The following is a 19,343-nucleotide window of genomic DNA, read 5'->3' on the forward strand; positions in this document are numbered from 1 at the left end:
CGCGATGCCCCGGCTTCTGACTGTCATCCTCAACTGGCGGACGCCTGACATGACGCTGCGCGCCTGCGAGGCGACGCTGCGCGAAATGGCCGGGCTCGAAGGCGCCATCACCATTGTTGACAATGCGTCGGGCGATGGTTCGTTTGAGGCGATGCAGGCAGGCGTCACCGCGCGCGGCTGGGACAGTGGCGCGGTGCCGGTGCGGGTGCTGCAATCGGGCTGCAACGGCGGCTTCGGTGCGGGCAACAACTTTGGCATTCGTGCGGGGCTGCCGGGCGGCGCGCGGCCCGATTACGTCTATATCCTGAACTCGGATGCTTTCCCCGATCCCGGTGCCATTCGCGCGCTGCTGGATCATCTTGAGACCCATCCCGCCACAGGCTTTGCGGGCAGCTATATCCATGGTGATGATGGCGCGCCGCATCGCACGGCCTTCCGCTTTCCGACCCTCTGGTCGGAACTTGAAGGCGCCGCGCGCTTCGGCCCGATCTCGCGCCTGTTGCGACGCCATATCGTTGCACAGCCGATCCCGCAGGTGAGCACGCGGGTCGATTGGCTGGCGGGGGCCAGCCTGATGATGCGGCAAGATGTGCTGGACCGGATCGGGTTGTTCGACGAAACTTTCTTCCTTTACTTTGAAGAAACAGACCTGTGCCTGCGCGCGGCCCGTGCGGGGTGGCCCACGGATTATGTGCGCGGCTCCGAGGTCACACATATCGGCTCGGTCTCGACCGGCATGAAGACCTGGGCGCGCATTCCGCAATTCTGGCTGGACAGCCGTCGCCATTATTTTACCAAGAACCACGGGCATATCTATGCCGCTGCCGCGACGCTGGCTCATGTGGCGGGCGGGGTTCTCTGGCGTCTGCGCCTTCTGGTGCAGCGCAAGGACCGGGGCGATCCGCCGCATTTCCTGCGCGATCTGATCGTGCATTCCTTGCGACGGGTCGGGCGGCGCGATCCGGGGCAACCTCGGATCGGTAAGGATGTGCGCCCCGCGGAATAGGGGCATCGCCGCTCGCAAGGGGGCGGAAGGAGTGTTTGATGAACCCGGTTTCCTGTTACCTGATTGGCAATGAAAGCCTGACACGCGAATGCGGTGCGATGTGGCTGGCGCGCGGTCATGCCATCGCGGCGCTTATCACCCGCAATGCGGATGTCGCCGCCTGGGGCGTGGGGCAGGGGCTGACGGTGATCGCGCAGGAACCGGGGTGGGAGGCCGCGCTGCCCGGCAATGTGGACTGGCTCTTGTCGGTCGCCAACCTTTCGCTGGTGCCCGATGCCGCCTTGCAATGCGCGGCGAAGGGCGGCGTGAACTTCCACGACGGGCCGTTGCCGCGTCATGCCGGGCTGAACGCCCCCATCTGGGCCATTCTGGGTGGCGAGGCGGAACATGGCATCACTTGGCATCGCATCACCGATGGTGTGGACGAAGGCGCTATTCTGGTGCAGCGCCGTTTTGCCATCGCTGCGGCCGACACCGCATTGACGCTGAACACCCGCTGCTTCGAGGCAGCTTTGGACAGCTTCCCGGAACTGATGGCGGCGCTGGAGGCCGATGCGCCGGGCGTGGCGCAGGATTTCACGCAGCGCAGCCTGCATCTGCGGGCGGATCGCCCGGCAGCGGCAGGGCGGATCGATTTCACCCAAAGCGCCGATCAGGTGGCCGCCTTGGTGCGGGCGCTGGACCATGGCAGCTACTGGAATCCGCTGACCACGGCAAAGCTGTGGGATGGGCGGCGTTACGTCGTGGCAGGCGGGGCCGAAGTGGTGCCGGGCGTCGGTGTGCCGGGGCAGGTGCTGGCGGCATCGGAAGACGCGATAACGGTGGCTTGCGGCACAGGCGCGGTGCGGCTGTCGCGGCTGACCTGCCAGAAGGGCTTTCCGGTCTCGGGTCTCAGCCTGCCGAACCCGCTGGAGTCTGCCACCCCGGCGGAGGCCGAGGCGCTGACCCGCGCGCTGGCCGGGGCGGTGCCGAAGGAACTGGCGCATCGCAGGGCGCTGCTGACGCTCGACCCCACCGAGGTGCCGGGGGCCACCGCCGCTACGGGACCGGCGCTTTGGCGATCCGTGCCGCTGTCCCTGTCGTCACTGGCATTGGCCGCCCTCGGAGCGGTGCGGCTATCTGGCAAGCCGGTGGCCGATCTGGCCTATGGCGCGGCCCATGTGACCGAGGGGATCCTGTCGGACTGGGTGCCGCTGCGGGTGGCGGCCGAGGGCAGCCTGCCCGAGGCCGTCGCCCGCGTCGCGGCGGATTTGCAGGCGGCGTCCGCGCATCCGGCCTTTGCGCTCGATCTGCTGGCTCGTGAGCGGTGGCTGTTCGGGCTGGCCCCGCCCGCCTTTGGCATCGGCCTTGCGCCGGTGCCGGGCACGGTGGTCACGCTTTCCCCCGACGCACTGCATTATGACGCGAGCCGCCTGAGCGTGGAACAGGCGGAGGCGCTGGCCGCCCGCCTGACAACCTTTGCCGCTGCCGCGCAGGGCGGGGCGCGGGTGGAAAGTCTGCCGGTTCTGACTGAAGCGGAGCGCGAGATGGCACTGGTCGCCCCGAACCGCACGGTGAAGGCCTACGACCCCTCGCAATGCGTGCATCAGGCCTTTGAGGCGCAGGTGGCGCGTTCCCCTGATGCCGTCGCGGTGGTCTTCGAGGGCGAAAGCCTGACCTATGCCCAACTGAACGCCCGCGCCAATCGCGCCGCGCATGTGCTGACCGACATGGGGGTCGTGCCCGGCACGCTGGTCGGCCTGCATTGCCGCCGCTCGCTTGATCTGCTGGTGGGCGCCCTGGCGATTCTCAAGGCCGGTGGGGCCTATGTGCCGATGGACCCGGCCTATCCGGCCGAGCGCACAGCGCTGTTCATCGAAGACAGCGCCTGCCCGGTGATCGTGACGCAAGCGGCGCTGGCCGGGGCCTTGCCCGTTGGTCCGGCGACGCTGTGCCTTGATACCGACGCCCGGCTGGCCACGACACCCGGGAGCAATCCGCACAGCGGCGTCACCTCCGCCGATCTGGCCTATATGATCTATACCTCCGGCTCAACCGGACGCCCCAAGGGGGTGATGGTCGAACATCGCAATGTCGCCAATTTCTTCGCCGGCATGGATGACCGCATCGACCACACGACAGGGGCGGTCTGGCTGGCCGTCACTTCGTTGTCCTTCGACATCTCGGTGCTGGAACTGTTCTGGACGCTGGCGCGCGGGTTCAAGCTGGTGCTGACCAGCGATGAAAACCGGGCTCTGGTGTCGAACGGGCGGATCGGGTCGGCCAAGGGGATGGAGTTCTCGCTTTATTACTGGGGCAATGACGACGGCGCCGGGCCGAAGAAATACGAGTTGCTGCTGGAGGGCGCGAAATTCGCCGACAGCCACGGCTTCTGCGCGGTCTGGACGCCAGAGCGGCATTTTCACGCCTTTGGCGGCCCCTACCCGAATCCGGCGGTGACCGGCGCGGCGGTGGCGGCGGTGACGCGGAATATCGGCGTTCGCTCCGGCTCGGTCGTTTTGCCCTTGCATCACCCCGCGCGGGTGGCCGAAGATTGGGCGGTGATCGACAATTTGACAAACGGGCGGGCCGCTTTGGCCGTCGCCTCGGGTTGGCAGCCGGACGATTTTGTCCTGCGCCCCGAAAACACTCCGCCGAATAACCGCGCCGCGATGTTCGAGGGGATTGAGCAGGTTCGCCGTCTGTGGCGGGGCGAGGCCGTGGATTTCCCGACGAAGACCGGAACCTTCGGCGTGGTGACGCAGCCGCGCCCGGTGTCGAAGGAATTGCCGGTCTGGATCACCACCGCCGGCAACCCCGCGACCTGGCGCGAGGCAGGCGAGATCGGTGCCAATGTGCTGACCCATCTGCTTGGGCAAAGCATCGACGAGGTCGCCGACAAGATCCGCATCTATCACGACGCGCTGCGCAAGGCAGGCCATGATCCGGCGGATTTCAAGGTGACGCTGATGCTGCACACCTATGTCTGCCGCGACCGTGATCAGGCGCGGCGGGGGGCGGAAAAGCCGATGAAGGATTACCTCGCCTCCGCCGTGGGCCTGGTGAAGCAATATGCCTGGGCCTTCCCGGCCTTCAAGAAACCGCAGGGCATCGAAAATCCGCAGGACATTGACCTGCGCAGCCTCTCGGACGAGGAGAATGAGGCGATCCTCGATTTTGCCTTCCACCGCTATTTCGAGGATTCGGGCCTGTTCGGCACGGTCGAGGATGCGCTGGACCGGGTCGAAAGCCTGAAACGCATCGGCGTGACCGAGGTGGCCTGTCTGATCGACTATGGCATTGCGCCCGAGGCGGTGATGGAGGGGCTCTATCCGCTGGCCGAGGTGCTGCGCCGCGCCAATGCGGGCGGGGAGCCTGCGGCAGACGATTTCTCGATTGCCGCGCAGATCCTGCGCCACAAGGTGACGCATCTGCAATGCACACCCTCGATGGCGCGGATGATCCTGATGAATGCCGAGGCGCAGATGGCGCTGGGGCAGGTGAAGACCCTGATGCTGGGCGGTGAGGCGCTGCCGGGCGCTTTCGTCCGCGATCTGCGCAAGGTGACCGGGGCGCGTATCCTCAACATGTATGGGCCGACCGAAACGACGATCTGGTCCACGGTCGAGGAAGCGGGCGATGGCGAAGGCGTGGTGAACATCGGCACCCCCATTGCCAATACACAGGTCTATGTGCTGGACGACCGGCAGCAGCCGGTGCCCCCCGGCGTGGCGGGCGAGTTGTGGATTGGCGGCGATGGCGTGACGCGCGGCTACTGGCTGCGTGAAGACTTGACGGCGGAACGCTTCCTGCCCGATCCGTTCGGGGCGGGCGGCCGGATGTATCGCACCGGCGATCTGGTGCGGCTGCGCGGGGATGGCAAGCTCGACTACCTCGGTCGGGCCGATTTCCAGGTGAAGCTGCGCGGCTACCGGATCGAACTGGGCGAGATCGAAAGCCGGATGGAGGCGCTGCCGGGCGTCACGCAGGCGGTGGTTCTGGCGCGCGAGGATCAGCCGGGCGACCTGCGGCTGGTGGCCTATTACACCGGCACGGCGCAGGAGGCTGCGCTGCGGGCAGCGCTGGCTGACAGCCTGCCCGAACATATGGTGCCCGCGCATTTCCTGCGGCTGGAGGTCTTCCCGCTGACCCCCAACCGCAAGGTGGACCGCAAGGCGCTGCCCGCGCCGCAGGCGCAGGTGGCCGTTGTGATGCACGAGGCGCCGCAGACGGGCCTTCAGGCGCAGATCGCCGAGGTCTGGCAGCGTGTGCTGGGCGTGCCCAAGGTGGGGGCGAAGGACAATTTCTTTGCGCTGGGCGGGCATTCGCTTCTGGCGGTGCAGGCCCACCGCGAATTGCGTGACGGGTTGGGGCTGTCAAAGCTGTCGATCACCGACATTTTCCGCTTCCCCGTGCTGTCGGCGCTGGCCGCGCATCTGGGGGACGCCGCGAAACCCGTGGTCACCCCGGCTGCCAATACAACCGCGCCACCGCCGGTGACGGAAGACCGGGCGGCCACGCGGGCCGACATGATGGCGCGGCGGCGTGCGCTGCGGACGGGGCGCGATGGCTGATCTCAAGGCGTTGTCTATTGCGGCACGGGATCTTCTGCCCGCAGCCGTCGGGGTTGGTGTGAGCGATCCGCAGGGCGATCATCCGCCCTTTCCGGGCGAGCAGGCGGGCGGCCTGCCGCAGCGGCTGGCCGAGTTTCGCGCCGGTCGTGTGGCCGCGCGCGAGGCGATGGCCGCGATTGGTCTGCCGCCCTTGCCGGTGCCAATGGGCGAGGACCGCGCGCCGGTCTGGCCCAGGGGGCTGATCGGCTCGATCAGTCATTCGGCGCAGCTTTGCCTTGCCGCCGTGGCCGTGCCTTCGCCTCTGCGGGGGCTTGGTGTCGATCTGGAACCGACGCTGCCGCTGGAAGACGAGTTGCGCGCGGCAGTCCTGCGCCCCGAGGAAGATCACTACGATCCGCACAGGGCCAAGCTGGTCTTTGCGGCGAAGGAAGCCGCCTACAAGGCGCAATATGGCCTCAGCCGCACGCTGTTCGATTTTCATGTCCTGTCGGTCGATCTGCAACCGGGCAGCTTTACGGCTACCTTTCAGGAAGAGATCACCCCGTTCCGCAGCGGTCATGTGTTGCGTGGCAGATGGGCCGAGGTGGCTGGCCATTTCCTGTGCGCGGTAACGCTCTGATCTTTTCGCGGCGCTGCGGCGCGGCTATGACAGGATCATGCGCGAGACCCTGACCCAGATCTACGAAGCCCGTGTCGCTGCCGGACGGCTGCGGCCCGATCCGGCACAATACGCGGTATTGCCCATCCTTGAGGATCTGCGCCGCTGGCTGGAGGAAAACGCCAACCGCAAGGTCGGGCTGTTCGCGGGCCTGTTCGCCCGCCCGGTGACGCCACCCAAGGGGCTGTATCTCTGGGGCGGGGTGGGGCGCGGCAAGTCCATGGTGATGGACCTGTTTGTCGAAAGTCTCGACATCCCGCAGAAACGCCGGGTGCATTTCCATGCTTTCATGCAGGAAATCCACAAGGGCATGCATGAGGCACGGCAGCGCGGGGTCGAAGATGCGCTGAAGCCCGTGGCCGACCGCGTGGCCAAGGATGTGCGACTGCTGGCCTTCGATGAAATGCAGATCACCGACATTACGGACGCGATGATCGTCGGGCGGCTGTTCCAGCTGCTGACCGATCAGGGGGTGGTTGTTGTCACCACCTCGAACCGGGTGCCCGAGGATCTCTACAAGAACGGGCTCAATCGCGGACTGTTCGTGCCCTTCATCACCTGGCTGCGCGAGAGATTCATCGTGCACGAGCTGGAAAGCCCGAATGATTACCGTCAGCACCGGCTGCAAGGTGCGCAGGTCTATTTTCATCCGGCAGGGCAAAGCGGCCCGGCGATCGAGGCGATCTGGCGTGATCTGGTGGGTGGGGTCTCTGGTCAACCGCTGCTGCTGGAGGTGAATGGCCGACAGGTGGAAATCCCGCGCTTTGCCAATGGTGTGGGGCGCGCGACGTTCTGGGATCTTTGCGCCCGCCCGCTGGGGCCAGCGGATTATCTGGCCATCGCGCAGGCGCTGCGCGTGCTGGTGCTGGAGGATGTGCCACAGCTTTCCGCCTCCAACTACAACGAGGCGAAGCGCTTCGTGACGCTGATTGACGCCTTGTATGAGGCGAAGGTGCGGCTGATCTGTTCGGCGGCGGATGTGCCCGAACGGCTTTATGCCGAGGGCACGGGGGCGTTTGAATTTGAACGCACCGCCAGCCGTCTGCGCGAAATGCAGGATGCCGCCTGGGGCAGCGAGGCGGCGGCGGATTAACCGCCGCCGCGAAGGCTCAGAACGGCACGAAGGCCTTGGCTGCCGGGTCGTATTGTTCCAGCCCGCCTTCGCCGATGTCGTTCCACAACCCGTGCAGGGTCAGGATTTCTGATTCGACCGCTTCGCGCACGAAGGGGAAGGTCATCAGGTTTTCCAGACTGACCAGCACAGCTTCCTTTTCCAGCGCGCGGGCGCGGTCTGCATCGGGCAGATGGGCGACCCGTTCGTAGCCAGGGCGCAGAATATCCATCCAGCGGCCGACGAAGCTGGTTTTCTCCAGCAGTTGCGGTGCGTGGCCGGAACACATGTCATCGCAGCCCTTCACGCCGCCGCAATTGGAATGGCCGATGACGATGACATGCGCGACTTTCAGCGCCGTCACAGCATATTCAACGGTGGCCGAAGTGCCGTGATTGCCGCCATCGGGGCTGTAGGGCGGCACGAGACCGGCGATATTGCGGTGGATGAAGAACTCGCCTTCATCCGCGCCGAAGATCGAGGTCACATGCTGGCGCGAATCGCAGCAGGAAATGATCATGGCGCGGGGATGCTGGCCGTGGGCGGCGAGGCGGCGATACCAGGCCTTGTTGTCCTGATAGGTCGTGGCCTTCCAGCCGGAATAGCGGCTGACAAGGTAGTGCGGCAGCGGTCTGGCGTATTGCATCGGGGCCTCCGTCAGATCTGGCAGAATGTGGCTCGGCAATACGATGCAATCGCAGAAAATTCGAGAGGTTTCTTTCACGCGCCGCAACCTTTTGTTCAGCCTGACCGCGCAGCATGGGCATGGGTGTGAATCAACGGGTTGGGTGACGCGATGAGCGTTCAGGTGACGGTCCTTCGACCGAAGGAACATTTGCAACAGGATGTGGAGCCGGTCGCGGCGATGTATCGGGATATGGGCACTGCGCAGGCCGAACAGGTGGTGACGCGGGCGTTGGGTGAACTCGCGCTGACCATGGCGGGTCTGGCGCAGCAGGTGCGCAGCCATGACCTGACGAACCTCGCGCGACAGCTGCGCAGGCTGCAACGCATGTCAGAACATCTGGGCATGATCAGCCTCGGTCTGGTGGCGGCCGACGTGCGCAACTGTCTGGAACAGGGCGATTCCACCGCATTTTCAGCCGTCTGGGCACGGCTGTTGCGGGTGGCCGAACGGTCTTTGGCGGTGGACAAGGGCTTGCTGGACCAGAGCCTCTAGCGGGGCTTGCGGGTGGCGATGGAACGGCTAGGCTTCGTCGCAATCTGGAAGGAGCCGCCATGACCCCCGCATTCGCCGATCCGCAAAGCCCGTCGCGCCCGCTGCACGTGGTGGCGGCCGATGATCTGGAAACCTGGCTGGCGGCCGCGCCGCCCGCACTGGCGGTCTGGGTGCGCGACAATGCCTTTACCGCAGGGCTGGGCGAGGTTCTGCCACTGCCCGGCGCGGGGGGGGAGATGGGTGGCGCGCTGATCGGCTTTGGCACGGGGAAAACCCGAGCCCGCACCCGTTTTGGCCTGTCGCGTGCGGTGGCGGCACTGCCTGCCGGTGACTGGCATTTCGAAGGGCTGGCCCCGGATCATGCAGCAGAGGCGGCGCTGGGCTGGCTGCTGGCGCAGTATCGGTTCGACCGCTACAAACCGGCCAGCCGCATCCTCCCTGGCCTGAAATGTCCGGCTGGCGTGGACGAGGCCCGGATCCTTGCCATGGCGGCAGGGGAATATCTGACGCGCGATCTGATCAACACACCGGCGCAGGACATGGGGCCGGCGGAACTCGAGGCCGCCTTCCTGTCACTGGCTGACCGTTTCGGCGCCGCGACGCAGGTGGTGACGGGCGTGGCGCTGGAGCGCGATTTCCCGATGGTCCACGCCGTCGGCAAGGGATCCGATCGTGCGCCACGCCTGATGTCGCTGCGCTGGGGGCAGACGGGGCCAAGCCTCACGCTGGTCGGCAAAGGGGTCTGTTTCGATACCGGGGGGCTGAACCTGAAACCGTCCTCCGGGATGCAGTTGATGAAGAAGGACATGGGCGGCGCGGCTACGGTCATGGGGCTGGCCTTGATGATCATGCAGTTGAACCTGCCGATCCGTCTGCGCGTTATCGTTCCTGCGGTGGAAAACAGCGTGTCCGGCCGGTCGATGCGGCCGAAGGACATCCTGCATTCGCGCAAGGGCCTGACGGTCGAGGTGAATGACACCGACGCCGAGGGGCGGCTGGTGCTGGGCGATGCACTGACATGGGCGGCTGAGGAAAACCCCGAGCTGTTGATTTCGATGGCCACACTGACTGGCGCGGCGCGGGTTGCGGTGGGGCCGGATCTGGCACCGTTCTACACCGATGACGAGGCTATGGCGGCTGCACTTGCGAATGGGGCGGTGGCGGGGGCCGATCCGGTCTGGCGCCTGCCATTCCATGACGCCTACGAAAGCGTGATCGAGCCGGGGATCGCCGATCTGGATAATGCACCCGGCTTCGGATTCGCCGGGTCGATCACGGCCGCGTTGTTCCTGCGCCGTTTTGCCGATCATCCGCGCTATATGCATTTTGACATCTATGGCCATACGCCCAGCGATGCGCCGGCGCGGCCCAAAGGCGGCGCGGGGCAGGGTGCGCGTGCGCTGCTTTGCGCCCTGCCGGAAATGCTGGGGCTTTGACCATGGATCGCCGTCTGACCCCCGCCAATGGCCGCGCCGCATTGGACAGACTGCGCGGCATCGTCGCGGCACCTGCCTATGTGCCGGGGGAGGCCGCGCGGATCTTGCCGCCGGTAGCCGATCTGCTGAAATCGCCGGGGGGTGCCCGCGACCGGCAGGTCTTGCATGGCGAGGGGGTTCTGGTGATCGACCGGCAGGACGGCTGGGCCTTCGTGCAGGCGGCGAAAGACGGCTATTGTGGCTACTTGCCGGAATCCGCTCTGGGTGCGCCGGAGGCGGCTACACATTGGGTCGCCACGCCTGCGACGCACCTATACGAAGGGCCGAAGGTGCAACAGCGCGAGGTGATGGCGCTGCCCATGGGCGCGCGGCTGAGGGTGACAGGTCAGACCGGCGTCTGGGCCGAAACACCCGGCGGTTTCGTGCCTGCGATGCATCTGTTGTCGCTGGGTCAGCACCACGCCGATCCCGCTGAGGTTGCGCAGCAGTTTCTGCATGTGCCCTATCTGTGGGGGGGCAATTCTGCGGCAGGGATGGATTGCTCTGGTCTGGCACAGATCGCTTTTGCAGCTTGCGGGATTTCGCTGCCCGCCGACAGCGATTTGCAGGCGTCTTGCGGCCGCCCGCTTGACGAGGATGAGCCGCTGCGCCGCAACGATCTGCTGTTCTGGAAGGGCCATGTCGCCATCGCGCTGTCGGAAGATCGCATGATCCATGCCACGGCTGCTGTGATGGCGGTGACGGTTGAGCCTGTAGAGACGGCGATCACTCGCATTCTTGCGGCGGGCGAGGGGCCGGTGACGCATCGGCGGCGGATTATCTAGTCGCCGGGGTCTATTCGATGGGCCGGATCAGCTTGCGTTCAAATACGCGCAGCACCGCGGCCAGATCATGCCCGCGTCGCAATACCTGCCCACCTTCGCCCAGCACCGCATAGGCGCCCTGCTTCTGGCGAAGCTTCGGGCGTTTCTCGATCCGGTATAGCGGCACTTCGGCGGTGCGGCGGAAGATCGAGAAGACAGCGACATCGCGCAGGGCCGATATGGCGTAATCGCGCCATTCCCCGGCGGCCACCATCCGGCCATAGACCGACAGGATCACGCCAAGTTCGGTTCGATCAAAGCGCACCACCTCGACCAGGGTCGAGGCGAGCGGGATCGGGGTCGGCGGCACGGGGGGCAGGATCGACATGTCATGATGCTGTCATCAACCCTGTCGCAAATCAAGCCGCCTGCATGGGGGCCGGACTTGCCGCGATCTTCACCAAAACGCCAGCACCGCACCATGATTCCGCCGCGAATCCGGGTGATCTTGCGGGCAGGGTGAAAGCCGGGGTCGATGGACAAAAGCCCCCACCCAGCCTGTCGGCCTCGGTTTTCGCTTGAGAGCGGCCCCTCGGATGCACCGTGCATTCGGGGGGTCTTCTTCATCTGGCGCGACGGTTCAGGTGCCGGGGAAGCCTTCGGCAAGGCGGATCTCTCCGGTCTCGACCCCGCGCCAGTTGCGCTGGACAAGGGCAAGCCGCCGCTGCGCCGCCGGATGTGCCGGGTCCAGCACGCCGATGCGCACCAGAAGTGCCGTGATGGCAGCCTCTGACGCACGGCTGTTGCCATCAAGGATCTTCAGCGCGATGCCCATCTTGCGTTCGGGCACGATGGCGACGAAGACCGCTTCGGCCCCCGTCTTGATCGTCACGCGGCCCTCCATGGCGCGCATCAGTTCGGTGCAGGCACGGCCTTCGCCTGCGACCATTTCAGGAAACTCGGCCATGGCGCGGGTCAGGCGATGCGCTGCGCGGTCGCGGGCGCCGCCCGTTCCCGTCGCGGCGGCGAAATAGGCCATTGCGCGGGCAAGGCCATGGACGGTTGTGGCGAAGTTCGGCGCGGAACAGCCATCGACACCCCAGCCGGGACTGGCTTCGCCTGTCACTTCCTCAAAAGCCATACGGATGGCGCGTTGCAGCGGGTGGTCAATGTCCACATATTCCGGACCGGCCTTCACATGGCGGCTGTAGGTCAGGAAACCTGCATGCTTGCCAGAGCAGTTGTTGTGATATTGGCATGGGCCTTCTTCGGCACGGATCAGGCGGTCACGCTCGGCGCGGTCAAAGGGTTCGTGACTGCCGCAGCGCAGGTCGGCCTCGGCCAACCCCAGCCCGTCCATCCAGTCGCGCACCGCGCCCACATGCAGCGCAGCACCCTGATGGCTGGCACAGGACAGCGCAAGCTGCGCCGGGCGCAGCCCCGCCGCATCGGCGGCCCCGCTTTCGACCAGCGGCAAGGCTTGTAACATCTTGCAGGACGAGCGCGGAAAGATCACCGCGCCGGGGTCGCCCCAGCTTTCGACGATTTCACCCGCTGCGTCGCAGATCACGGCATGACCCAGGTGGCTGCTTTCGGGCAGTCCGCCGCGCCAGAGTTCGACCATACGCACCGCTGCTGCCATTCCGATCCTCACAGATGCGCGATTCCTTGCCCAGCGGACTTTCGCGCCTTGCCATTTTCTTGTTATGCAGGGATATCGGGTGAAACGCCCGCCCGCTACAGGAAAAGCCCGAAAGAACGGGAGTTGGCGGGGCGGCAGAGGCAAAGACACGGCTGGAGGCTGTATCAGATGACATCCCTTCTCGCACGCACGCTTGGCGGGGCAGCGCTGGCATTCGTTGCGGTGACCGGAGCGCAGGCGCAGGAATCGACCAACCAGGTTGCGGTTCAGACCGACTGGTCGGTTTTCGTTGAACCGCCTGAAGGCAAGCCCAAGGAATGCTGGGGTGTTTCGGTTCCCAAGGAAACCGTGAACAGCCGGGACGGCAAGCCGGTTTCGGTGCGGCGCGGTGACATCCTGCTGTTCGTGACCTATCGCGCCGGTGGCGCGGGCCGTGGCGAAGTCAGCTTTACCGGCGGCTACCCCTTCGCGGGCGGATCGACCGTCAACATGACGATCGACGGGTCGAGCTTCGAACTGTTTACCGATGGCGAATATGGCTGGGCTGCGCCAGAGCAGGATGCGGCGATCCTGGCCGCCATGAAAAAGGGTACCACCGCCGTTCTGACCGCCCGGTCCGGGCGCGGGACGCAGACCAAGGATACGTTCTCGCTGCGGGGTTTCACCGCGGCGATGGACGATGCGGCCAAACGCTGCCAGTAAGGCCGCGTTCCGACCGCCCGCGGGCCGCCTTCGGGCGGCCTTTTGCATTCCGCCGCGCAAGGCCCTTTGGCAAAGGCGGCGATTTCCTGTATGAACCCCCTTCATCCGAAGGAATCCGCTGCCATGAACGCCCCGAATCCCATGCCCGAGGCTCCCGCCACCATTGCCCCGATCACGCAGGACGTGCTGACCATCCCGCGCAAACTGCCCGAGGGCGGCTTGCGCAATCTTGTTGGTCTGACGCGCGATCAGTTGCGCGACGCGCTGATCGCCGCCGGCACGTCGGAAAAGCAGGCCAAGATGCGGGTCGGGCAGATCTGGCAATGGATCTACCATTGGGGTGTGCGTGACTTCGCCGCGATGACCAATCTGGCGAAGGACTATCGCGCGCTGCTGGCCGAGCATTTCGAGATTTCGGTGCCCGAGGTCGTGACGCGGCAAGTGTCAGCCGATGGCACGCGGAAATATCTGCTGCGCATCGCGGGCGGGCATGAGGTTGAAGCCGTCTATATCCCCGAGGAAACCCGTGGGACACTGTGCATCTCCAGCCAGGTTGGCTGCACGCTGACCTGTTCGTTCTGCCATACCGGCACGCAAAAGTTGGTGCGCAACCTGACGGCGGCGGAAATCGTCGGTCAGGTCATGGTGGCGCGCGACGATCTGGGCGAATGGCCGGTGCCGGGTGCGCCGAAGGATGAAACCCGGCTGGTGTCGAATGTCGTGCTGATGGGCATGGGTGAGCCGCTTTACAACTTCGACAATGTGCGCGACGCGATGAAGGTGGTGATGGATGGCGAGGGTATCAGCCTGTCGCGTCGCCGTATCACCCTTTCCACCAGCGGCATCGTGCCGGAAATCGCCCGCACGGCCGAGGAAATCGGCTGCCTGCTGGCGATCAGCTTCCACGCCACCACCGACGAGGTGCGTGACCGTCTGGTGCCGGTCAACAAGAAATGGAACATTGCCACCCTGCTGGACGCGCTGCGCGATTATCCGCGCCTGTCGAACAGCGAACGCATCACCTTTGAATATGTGATGCTGAAGGGCGTGAATGACAGCGATGCCGATGCGAAACGTCTGGTGAAGCTGATCTCGGGCATCCCGGCCAAGATCAACCTGATCCCGTTCAATGAATGGCCCGGCGCCCCCTATGAGCGTTCGGACTGGGAGCGGATCGAGGCCTTTGCCGACATCGTCTACAAGGCGGGCTATGCCAGCCCCATCCGCACCCCGCGCGGCGAAGACATCATGGCGGCCTGTGGCCAACTGAAGTCGGCGACCGAACGCGCACGCAAGTCGCGCGCAGAAATCGCTTCGGAAGCCGGGCTGTAAGCCCGGCGCCGGTCAGGTGAAAATGATCTGATCGCGGTCGGCCCAGACCAGATTGGTGAAGCGCAGATGCGCCTCGCCGATGCTGAGTTCCAGCCTGCCCGCATGGCGGCTGAACACCGGATCAGCCTCGCCGTCGATGCGGATCGAGTCGTTGACAAGGTCGAAACCGATCACCCGGTCGCTGCCGCGGTCGTAGTCAGGGTCGATGACCACGACATGCGACGCGCCGTTCAGCCGCAATTCATCGTCGCCCTTGCCGCCGCTGACATCCGCCGATCCAAGTCGGCGGACGGCAAGCACATCGTCGCCCCCCCCACCGGACAGGATGGAATGGCCCCAGGAACGGGTGTCGAGCACAAGATGATCCAGGCCGGTGCCACCCAACAGGGTGTCATTCCCACCGCCTGATCGAAGATAGTCGTGCCCGGCATCCCCGCGCAGCAGGTCGCTTGCGATATAGCCATGCATCGCGCTGCGGTCCGCCGAGAGTGAATCGATGCCCGCGCCGCCTCGCAGGGTGTCGGAACCGTCTCCGCCCCAAAGCGTATCCTGTCCCGCCCCGCCGAACAGCATCTCGTCGGCTGCGCCGCCGGTCACGATGTCATAGCCGTCACCGCCATAAAGCCGTCCGTTGGTATCTTTGAGAACATCCGCGCCATTGCCGCCACGGATCACGTCATACCCCGAGCCGCCGATGATGGTATCGGCCCCGCCCATGCCGGAAAGCGTGCTGTCGCCAATCGGCCCGACAACGGTTTCGGCGCGGCCGGTCATCTTCAGGGTTACCCCGGCACCGTCGGCGGTGATCTGCCAGCCACGCGTATTGACCGGATCGCCATAAAGCCGGGTCAATGCCGCTGCGTCCAATGAGCGGTAGTCGGTGAAATAGCCGTTGTCGCTGTGGGTATAGGACATCAGCGTGTTGCTGGTATTGTCATACTGGCGCGGCAGCTTGATGTCTCCCTCGAAGGGGTGCTTCAGGCCAAGCGCATGGCCCAGCTCGTGCAGCATCGCCTCGAAAGCGAAGGTGCCGGGCGCATAGCTGGCTCCCGATGCGAAATCGAGTACCAGATCGCCGCCCGTAGTGCCCCATTTGGAGACGGCCGGGTAATGCGCCCAGCCTGCATAGCTGGAGCCGGTGGAATTGTAGATGTCGATCATCGCCCCGTCCGCGTCGCTTTCGACAAGAACAACTCCGGCGGTTTGCATGACGATTTCGGCGGCTTTGCGAAACTCTGCACGCTGCGCATCGCTGAACGGTGCATAGCTGTCACTGTCGTAGGGATTGAACTCGGACAGGGACGGCAATTCCTGTTGCAACAGGAAAGAATAGGTCACGATGACAGGCGTTTTCAGATCGGTCAGGGCATTCCAGCGCGCGCCCGAACTGTCAAGATAGGCCAGAAGGGCACGTTCGCTGCCCGCAGGCGGAGGGTCGGCAACGACGACCCCCGGTTCTTCTTCCTCTTCTCCCGGACCAGCCGCACCAAGCACACACAGAAGGCACATCGTCGAATCTCCAAACCCTGCAAAATGCAACCCAAGGCGGTGCGACGGTAGGGGCTGACTACGGTCGGCACAAGGGCCTTCACGGGCGGAAGTGCGCAATTCGTCATTCGTGTCACCCGTGATTCCAATATCTTGCGGGCGCTTGTTTATGGCATCTGGCCTGCTAACCTGCCGCAATGTCACAGGTGCCGCTTCTCCCCAATTCCCGCGCTCGGCGCATCTTTCTGGACCGTCACGCGCTGGCCGAGGCGCCGTCGGGTGCTGCCAGCGGCGCTGCGCTGCATGATCTGATCACCCGCATCGGGTTCGTGCAGGTGGACAGCATCAATACGGTAGAGCGGGCGCATCACATGATCCTCTGGGCGCGGCGGCAAAGCTATCGCCCCGAGGCGCTGGCGCGGCTGGTCGAACGCGACCGGCTGTTGTGGGAACACTGGACCCATGATGCCTCGATCCTGCCGGTCGCTTGCTTCCCGTTCTGGCGGAGACGGTTCGAACAGGATCGCGCCCGTCTGGTGCAGCGCTGGACCGGCTGGCAGCGCGCGGGTTTCCACGAGAAATTCGACGAGGTTCTGGCGCGGGTCGCCGATCATGGTCCCGTCACCTCGGCCGATGTCGGCGAGGGTGAGGCGCGCGGTTCGGGTGGCTGGTGGGACTGGCACCCGTCCAAAGCCGCGCTGGAATATCTGTGGCGCGTGGGGGAACTGTCTGTGTCGCGGCGCGAGGGGTTCCGCAAGGTCTATGACCTGACGGAACGGGTGATCCCGGCAGAGTGGCGCGGGGTCATGTACGACGATGCGGCGGTGATTGCCTGGGCCTGCGATTCTGCGCTGGACCGGCTGGGCTTTGCGACACCGGGCGAACTGGCGGCCTATTGGGGGGCTGTCACCCCGGAGGAAGCAAAGACCTGGGCCGAGGCGGCACTGGCCTCGGGTGCGGTGATCCGCGTGGCGGTGGAAGGGGCTGATGGCAGCCTGCGCACCCATCTGGCGCGGCCTGATCTTCCGCAGGTCCAGCCGCCAGAGCCGCCGGGGCGTATCCGCATCCTGTCGCCCTTCGATCCTGCGCTGCGTGATCGCAAGCGGGCCGAGCGGTTGTTCGGTTTTCACTACCGGATCGAGGTTTTCGTGCCCGAGCCGCAGCGGCGCTTCGGCTATTACATCTTTCCGGTGCTGGAAGGTGCGCGGCTGGTAGGTCGCGTGGACGCCAAGGCGCAGCGTGATCGTGGCGTGCTGGCGGTGCGTGCCTTCTGGCCCGAGGCTGGCGTGGCAATGGGCGCAGGCCGCTGCGCAAGGCTTGAGGCCGAACTGGATCGTCTGGCGCGGTTTGCCGGCTGCGATGCCGGGGTCGAATATGCGCCGGGTTGGCTGCGCGACCACCAGCCGCCGGCGCGGGATTAATCTATTCCGCTGCCAAGGGCAGGCTGTTTGCGCCGGGTCTGCCGAAAGCATCGGCCAGTTCGGAGACGATACTGCCGATCACCTGCCGGAATGCGGTAAAATCCGCGCTGCGACGGATGGCGGTTTCGTCCATGTAAAGCGCGCGGTCGATCTCGATCTGCACAACATGCTGGCCTTGAGAGGGGCGGCCGTAGGTTTGCGCGATATATGCCCCCGCGAAGGGCGCATTGCGCACGACGCGCAGCCCGGCGCGGCGAAAGGCGGCCTCTACCCGATCCGTGACATCGCGCGCGGCCGAGGCGCCGAAACGGTCGCCCAGCACGACTTCGGGATGGGCGATCCCGGCGCGGGAATGCACCTCGATCGCCTCATGCGGCATCGAGTGCCAGTCCAGCAGCACCGCCTCGCCAAATTCCAGATGCGCCGCGCGCAGCAGATCCTTCAGCCGGTCGTGCCAAGGATGCCAGTGCCGCGTGATTCGTGCCTCTGCCTCGGCCAGCGGGATCTTGCCGCGATATATGTTGCGCCCCTGCGCTACCACGCGTGGAATCACCCCGAGCCCTGAACTGACACGCGGATTGTGCGCGGCGCGTGCGATGCCTTCGATCACCGCCGGGTCCAGTTCGTCGCAGCCCCGGTTCAGATCCAGACAGGCCCTGGGCACCCGTGCGGCCAGAACCGGGATTCCCGCAGCCGGTGCCATGCCGATCAATTCGTCCACGAAGGCATCTTCCGAACTGCGGATCTGTGACGAATCGAGCATGACGCGATCGAGAAATGCCTGTTCATAGGCCCGGCCACTGTGCGGTGATGAAAAAACCAGCGGTGCCCGCGCGGTTTGCGGGCGGTTCAGGACATAGGCATCGGTTTCGGTCCGGTGGATCATGTCAAAAGGTATAGCGCGGTTTTTTCTGTTGTCGAAACCCCTTGAACACCGCTGCGACTCTCTTTATAGACCCCTCCACGACGCGGTTCTGCCCGCGTCCTTTGTTTTTACGAAGGTCGCGGCAGGGGCAAGTCAGGGCGGTTAGCTCAGCGGTAGAGCACTACGTTGACATCGTAGTGGCCACTGGTTCGATCCCAGTACCGCCCACCATTTTCGTCCCGCAAGGGGCACAAGGCAAGAAGGCGCACGCGCGCCGCGATAAGGAGACGACCCATGAAGGTCAAGAACTCGCTGCGCTCGCTGAAGACGCGTCACCGCGACTGTCAGGTTGTGCGCCGTAAAGGCAGGGTCTATGTGATCAACAAGACCCAGAAGCGCTACAAAGCCCGTCAGGGCTGATTGGCGCCAAGCCATCGCTTTGGAAAGACCGCCGCGGGCAACCCGGCGGTCTTTTTCATTATCAGCGCGCCATGGCGTGATATTCGGGGTTCGGGCGCATCTCGACCGCCGCCGCGACACGGTTCGACATGTTGTAGAAGGCGGCGACCGCGGCGATGTCCCAGATGTCGGCATCGCTGAAGCCTTCGGCGCGCAGGGCGGCCCGGTCTGCCTCACCCATTTCGGCGGGCGTATTGGTCAGCTTCACCGCAAAGGCCAGCATGGCCCGCTGTCGGGGTGAAATATCGGCCACGCGCCAGTTCTGCGCAACGGTTTCCGCTAGTGCCGGATCGCCCGAAAGCTGCCGCAGCGCCGCGCCATGCGCCGTCAGGCAATAGACGCAGGCATTCTGCGCCGAGACGGCGACCGCGATCATCTCGCGTTCCGCTTTGGTCAGGCCAGAGGGCGCCAGCATCAGATCATTATACATGGCGCTGAAGGCGCGCAGCTTTTCGGCATCGAAAGCATAAGCCAGCAGCACGTTGGGGATCAGGCCCAGCTTTTCCTGACACTTGCTGAAATAGGCGGCGATGTCGTCGGGCAGCGGGTTTTCGGGTTCCAGATCCAGCGCGGTTACGGTTTCGGTCATCTTGTCCTCCCTTGTCCGGAGCAGCCTGCACCGAAGCGCGGCAGGTTCCAACGTGAAATCGCGGGGCTATGCTGAGGACAGTCGAATCGGCTGACGGG

At 65.1% G+C, this 19,343-nt stretch carries 17 protein-coding genes and 1 tRNA gene; 12 read left to right on the forward strand and 6 right to left on the reverse strand.

The genetic code is table 11. From position 1 onward, the window contains the following. Window positions 1-4: 4 nt before the first annotated feature. From D2N39_RS07995 to zapE, 4 genes are read left to right on the forward strand one after another with little or no spacing between them, the layout of a single operon-like run. The gene (locus D2N39_RS07995) at window positions 5-1,006 is read left to right on the forward strand and encodes a glycosyltransferase (RefSeq protein ID WP_119134241.1); all 1,002 of its coding nucleotides are present in this window, start codon (window positions 5-7) and stop codon (window positions 1,004-1,006) included. Between the two features lie 38 nt (window positions 1,007-1,044). Next, a complete protein-coding gene (locus D2N39_RS08000) occupies window positions 1,045-5,559 on the forward strand; it encodes a MupA/Atu3671 family FMN-dependent luciferase-like monooxygenase (RefSeq protein WP_119134242.1) in 4,515 nt (1,504 codons plus the stop codon). After that, window positions 5,552-6,178: a 4'-phosphopantetheinyl transferase family protein gene (locus D2N39_RS08005; RefSeq protein ID WP_119134243.1), complete on the forward strand. Its 627-nt coding sequence runs from the start codon at window positions 5,552-5,554 to the stop codon at window positions 6,176-6,178. Before D2N39_RS08000 ends, D2N39_RS08005 begins: the two co-directional genes overlap by 8 nt. A gap of 37 nt (window positions 6,179-6,215) precedes the next feature. Beyond that, window positions 6,216-7,310 carry a cell division protein ZapE gene (gene zapE, locus D2N39_RS08010; RefSeq protein ID WP_119134244.1) on the forward strand — a complete coding sequence of 365 codons (1,095 nt, stop codon included), beginning with the start codon at window positions 6,216-6,218 and terminating at the stop codon, window positions 7,308-7,310. A gap of 16 nt (window positions 7,311-7,326) precedes the next feature. Here the strand turns inward: zapE and D2N39_RS08015 are convergent, their stop codons facing one another. After that, complete coding sequence (locus tag D2N39_RS08015; RefSeq protein WP_119134245.1) at window positions 7,327-7,974, reverse strand: carbonic anhydrase; 648 nt, start codon at window positions 7,972-7,974, stop codon at window positions 7,327-7,329. A gap of 162 nt (window positions 7,975-8,136) precedes the next feature. Between D2N39_RS08015 and D2N39_RS08020 the strand changes: the two genes are divergently transcribed. From D2N39_RS08020 to D2N39_RS08030, 3 genes are read left to right on the forward strand one after another with little or no spacing between them, the layout of a single operon-like run. Continuing rightward, window positions 8,137-8,508, forward strand: coding sequence for a hypothetical protein (locus D2N39_RS08020; RefSeq protein WP_233557085.1), 372 nt, complete (start codon window positions 8,137-8,139; stop codon window positions 8,506-8,508). A gap of 59 nt (window positions 8,509-8,567) precedes the next feature. Then, window positions 8,568-9,944, forward strand: coding sequence for a leucyl aminopeptidase family protein (locus D2N39_RS08025; protein WP_119134247.1), 1,377 nt, complete (start codon window positions 8,568-8,570; stop codon window positions 9,942-9,944). Between the two features lie 2 nt (window positions 9,945-9,946). Beyond that, window positions 9,947-10,768, forward strand: coding sequence for a C40 family peptidase (locus tag D2N39_RS08030; protein ID WP_119134248.1), 822 nt, complete (start codon window positions 9,947-9,949; stop codon window positions 10,766-10,768). A 10-nt stretch (window positions 10,769-10,778) separates the two neighbouring features. Here D2N39_RS08030 and D2N39_RS08035 read toward each other — a convergent pair whose 3' ends face one another. Together D2N39_RS08035 and D2N39_RS08040 are read right to left on the reverse strand one after the other, a co-directional pair. Beyond that, window positions 10,779-11,135 (reverse strand): DUF2794 domain-containing protein, encoded by a 357-nt coding sequence (locus tag D2N39_RS08035; RefSeq protein ID WP_119134249.1) that lies wholly within the window; start codon window positions 11,133-11,135, stop codon window positions 10,779-10,781. Between the two features lie 252 nt (window positions 11,136-11,387). Then, window positions 11,388-12,389: an asparaginase gene (locus D2N39_RS08040; protein ID WP_119134250.1), complete on the reverse strand. Its 1,002-nt coding sequence runs from the start codon at window positions 12,387-12,389 to the stop codon at window positions 11,388-11,390. A 168-nt stretch (window positions 12,390-12,557) separates the two neighbouring features. Here D2N39_RS08040 and D2N39_RS08045 point away from each other — a divergent pair, with 168 nt between their 5' ends. Continuing rightward, window positions 12,558-13,091, forward strand: coding sequence for an invasion associated locus B family protein (locus D2N39_RS08045; protein ID WP_119134251.1), 534 nt, complete (start codon window positions 12,558-12,560; stop codon window positions 13,089-13,091). A 141-nt stretch (window positions 13,092-13,232) separates the two neighbouring features. After that, entirely contained in the window at window positions 13,233-14,423 is a 1,191-nt protein-coding gene (gene rlmN / locus D2N39_RS08050) for a 23S rRNA (adenine(2503)-C(2))-methyltransferase RlmN (RefSeq protein WP_119134349.1), read from the forward strand. Between the two features lie 12 nt (window positions 14,424-14,435). On the opposite strand, the gene D2N39_RS08055 is transcribed toward rlmN, so the two are convergent. Then, entirely contained in the window at window positions 14,436-15,932 is a 1,497-nt protein-coding gene (locus D2N39_RS08055) for a hypothetical protein (protein WP_119134252.1), read from the reverse strand. A 176-nt stretch (window positions 15,933-16,108) separates the two neighbouring features. Here D2N39_RS08055 and D2N39_RS08060 point away from each other — a divergent pair, with 176 nt between their 5' ends. After that, the gene (locus D2N39_RS08060) at window positions 16,109-17,332 is read left to right on the forward strand and encodes a winged helix-turn-helix domain-containing protein (RefSeq protein WP_119134253.1); all 1,224 of its coding nucleotides are present in this window, start codon (window positions 16,109-16,111) and stop codon (window positions 17,330-17,332) included. Window position 17,333: 1 nt separating this feature from the next. On the opposite strand, the gene D2N39_RS08065 is transcribed toward D2N39_RS08060, so the two are convergent. Further along, on the reverse strand, window positions 17,334-18,218 hold the full coding sequence (locus tag D2N39_RS08065; protein ID WP_119134254.1) for an N-formylglutamate amidohydrolase: 885 nt from the start codon (window positions 18,216-18,218) through the stop codon (window positions 17,334-17,336). Window positions 18,219-18,353: 135 nt separating this feature from the next. On the opposite strand from D2N39_RS08065, the gene D2N39_RS08070 reads away from it, so the two are divergent. Then, window positions 18,354-18,428, forward strand: a tRNA-Val gene (locus tag D2N39_RS08070). Window positions 18,429-18,491: 63 nt separating this feature from the next. Continuing rightward, complete coding sequence (gene ykgO, locus D2N39_RS08075; RefSeq protein ID WP_054302743.1) at window positions 18,492-18,617, forward strand: type B 50S ribosomal protein L36; 126 nt, start codon at window positions 18,492-18,494, stop codon at window positions 18,615-18,617. Between the two features lie 61 nt (window positions 18,618-18,678). On the opposite strand, the gene D2N39_RS08080 is transcribed toward ykgO, so the two are convergent. Next, window positions 18,679-19,245, reverse strand: coding sequence for a peroxidase-related enzyme (locus D2N39_RS08080; protein ID WP_119134255.1), 567 nt, complete (start codon window positions 19,243-19,245; stop codon window positions 18,679-18,681). Window positions 19,246-19,343: the final 98 nt, after the last annotated feature.

Source organism: Gemmobacter lutimaris (assembly GCF_003570715.1).
Taxonomy (GTDB): domain Bacteria; phylum Pseudomonadota; class Alphaproteobacteria; order Rhodobacterales; family Rhodobacteraceae; genus Gemmobacter; species Gemmobacter lutimaris.

What these genes read in the sequence shown, in the direction of transcription:
- D2N39_RS07995 (WP_119134241.1), top strand. Translation starts at nt 5, where the DNA reads ATGCCCCGGCTTCTGACTGTCATCCTCAACTGGCGGACGCCTGACATG.
- D2N39_RS08000 (WP_119134242.1), top strand. Translation starts at nt 1,045, where the DNA reads ATGAACCCGGTTTCCTGTTACCTGATTGGCAATGAAAGCCTGACACGC.
- D2N39_RS08005 (WP_119134243.1), top strand. Translation starts at nt 5,552, where the DNA reads ATGGCTGATCTCAAGGCGTTGTCTATTGCGGCACGGGATCTTCTGCCC.
- zapE (WP_119134244.1), top strand. Translation starts at nt 6,216, where the DNA reads ATGCGCGAGACCCTGACCCAGATCTACGAAGCCCGTGTCGCTGCCGGA.
- D2N39_RS08015 (WP_119134245.1), bottom strand. Translation starts at nt 7,974, where the DNA reads ATGCAATACGCCAGACCGCTGCCGCACTACCTTGTCAGCCGCTATTCC.
- D2N39_RS08025 (WP_119134247.1), top strand. Translation starts at nt 8,568, where the DNA reads ATGACCCCCGCATTCGCCGATCCGCAAAGCCCGTCGCGCCCGCTGCAC.
- D2N39_RS08030 (WP_119134248.1), top strand. Translation starts at nt 9,947, where the DNA reads ATGGATCGCCGTCTGACCCCCGCCAATGGCCGCGCCGCATTGGACAGA.
- D2N39_RS08035 (WP_119134249.1), bottom strand. Translation starts at nt 11,135, where the DNA reads ATGTCGATCCTGCCCCCCGTGCCGCCGACCCCGATCCCGCTCGCCTCG.
- D2N39_RS08040 (WP_119134250.1), bottom strand. Translation starts at nt 12,389, where the DNA reads ATGGCAGCAGCGGTGCGTATGGTCGAACTCTGGCGCGGCGGACTGCCC.
- D2N39_RS08045 (WP_119134251.1), top strand. Translation starts at nt 12,558, where the DNA reads ATGACATCCCTTCTCGCACGCACGCTTGGCGGGGCAGCGCTGGCATTC.
- rlmN (WP_119134349.1), top strand. Translation starts at nt 13,233, where the DNA reads ATGCCCGAGGCTCCCGCCACCATTGCCCCGATCACGCAGGACGTGCTG.
- D2N39_RS08055 (WP_119134252.1), bottom strand. Translation starts at nt 15,932, where the DNA reads ATGTGCCTTCTGTGTGTGCTTGGTGCGGCTGGTCCGGGAGAAGAGGAA.
- D2N39_RS08060 (WP_119134253.1), top strand. Translation starts at nt 16,109, where the DNA reads ATGTCACAGGTGCCGCTTCTCCCCAATTCCCGCGCTCGGCGCATCTTT.
- D2N39_RS08065 (WP_119134254.1), bottom strand. Translation starts at nt 18,218, where the DNA reads ATGATCCACCGGACCGAAACCGATGCCTATGTCCTGAACCGCCCGCAA.
- ykgO (WP_054302743.1), top strand. Translation starts at nt 18,492, where the DNA reads ATGAAGGTCAAGAACTCGCTGCGCTCGCTGAAGACGCGTCACCGCGAC.
- D2N39_RS08080 (WP_119134255.1), bottom strand. Translation starts at nt 19,245, where the DNA reads ATGACCGAAACCGTAACCGCGCTGGATCTGGAACCCGAAAACCCGCTG.